Genomic DNA, 1,211 nt, shown 5'->3' with positions numbered 1-1,211 from the left:
TCCGACCCGACCTGCACCGCGGGGAGGGCGTCCGGAATTCGTCGAGCGTGCCGGGCCACCCGTCGACCTGGGCGTAGCGGAAGCCGTGGAACGTGAAGCGCGGCTCGAAGACGTCCTCGCCGTCCCCGCTGAGGGTGAAGTGGTCGGTGGCCTTCGCGGTGCGCAGGGGGCGCGTGCCGAGCTCGTCGTGCTCGAGGACCTCGGCGTGCTGCAGGGTCAGGACCGTCCCCGCCGGGCCGGACGCGGTCACCCGGACCCAGCCGACCAGGTTCACGCCGAAGTCGACCAGCGTGGCGCCGGCGGGGCTCGTCCAGACCTCGACCGGGGCGATCTCGGCGAGCGGGCGGACGGGCGGCACGGTGTCCGCGACGAGTTCGCGCTCCCCGAGGTCCACGGTGTGCACCCCGCTGGCGTGCTCGGGCGCCCCGGGGTGCTTCCACGCGGTGTCGTCGATCCGGGCGTCGACGTCCTCGCCGTCGTAGAGCTGGTCGGCCGTGATCGCGCTCGAGAGCGCCTGCCAGTCGGTGTCGGTCGCGATGACCTGCTCGTGGCCGTCGGCGAAGGTGACGCGGAGTTCGGCGAACCCGGCGACCTCGTCGGCGTACCAGCCGCCGCCACCGCCCCACGCGAGGCGTCCGGCGGCCCAGCCCTTGCCGAGCACGAGCGCCAGGACGGCGGCGCCACCTGGCTCGGTGCCGGTGAGGTGCGCGGTGACATCGTGCGAGACGACGCGGACGCGCCACTCGTAGCTCGTCCACCCCGGTTCGAGCAGGTGGTCGGAGACGCGCTGCCCGCCGAGCCACGCCTCGACGACGCCGAGGGCGCTGACGTCGAGCGTCGCGCTCGTCACGGCACCGTGGCCGTCGTCGAGGGTGAACTCGCGGCGCAGGATCGGCGCGCTGGCGAGGTCGGCGTCGCTCGCGATGAACGGTGCGGTCCAGTCGGTCATGTGGTGTGTCCTTTCACGCGACCGGTCGTCGTCGACCGGTGCGGGGTCTCGGGTCCGGCCACCCCGCCCGGGTGGGCGGGGTGGCGGAGGCGGGTCGCGCCTCCAGGCCGGTGGGCGTCAGCCCTTGACGGCGCCGCTGGTCATGCCGGCGACGATCTGACGGTTGAAGAAGACGTAGAGGATCAGCGGCGGGATCGTGATGAGCAGCACGTCCGTGAAGAGCAGGTTCAGCTGACTGACCGACTGGCTCTGGAACGCGTAC

1 protein-coding gene and 1 pseudogene are annotated in these 1,211 nt (G+C 73.0%); both read right to left on the bottom strand.

Annotated features, from left to right (window positions below):
• The coding region (locus I5E_RS12410; protein WP_031262538.1) for a family 78 glycoside hydrolase catalytic domain at positions 1-949 on the bottom strand (949 nt) is incomplete at its 3' end.
• Positions 950-1,066: 117 nt separating this feature from the next.
• Positions 1,067-1,211: pseudogene (locus I5E_RS26470) on the bottom strand (carbohydrate ABC transporter permease); the annotation flags it as partial.

The sequence above is a fragment of the Curtobacterium sp. B18 genome, assembly GCF_000333375.1.
GTDB lineage: Bacteria > Actinomycetota > Actinomycetes > Actinomycetales > Microbacteriaceae > Curtobacterium.
Note: the sequence above shows the minus strand (reverse complement) of the source record. Positions and strands in the feature narration are given on the sequence as shown.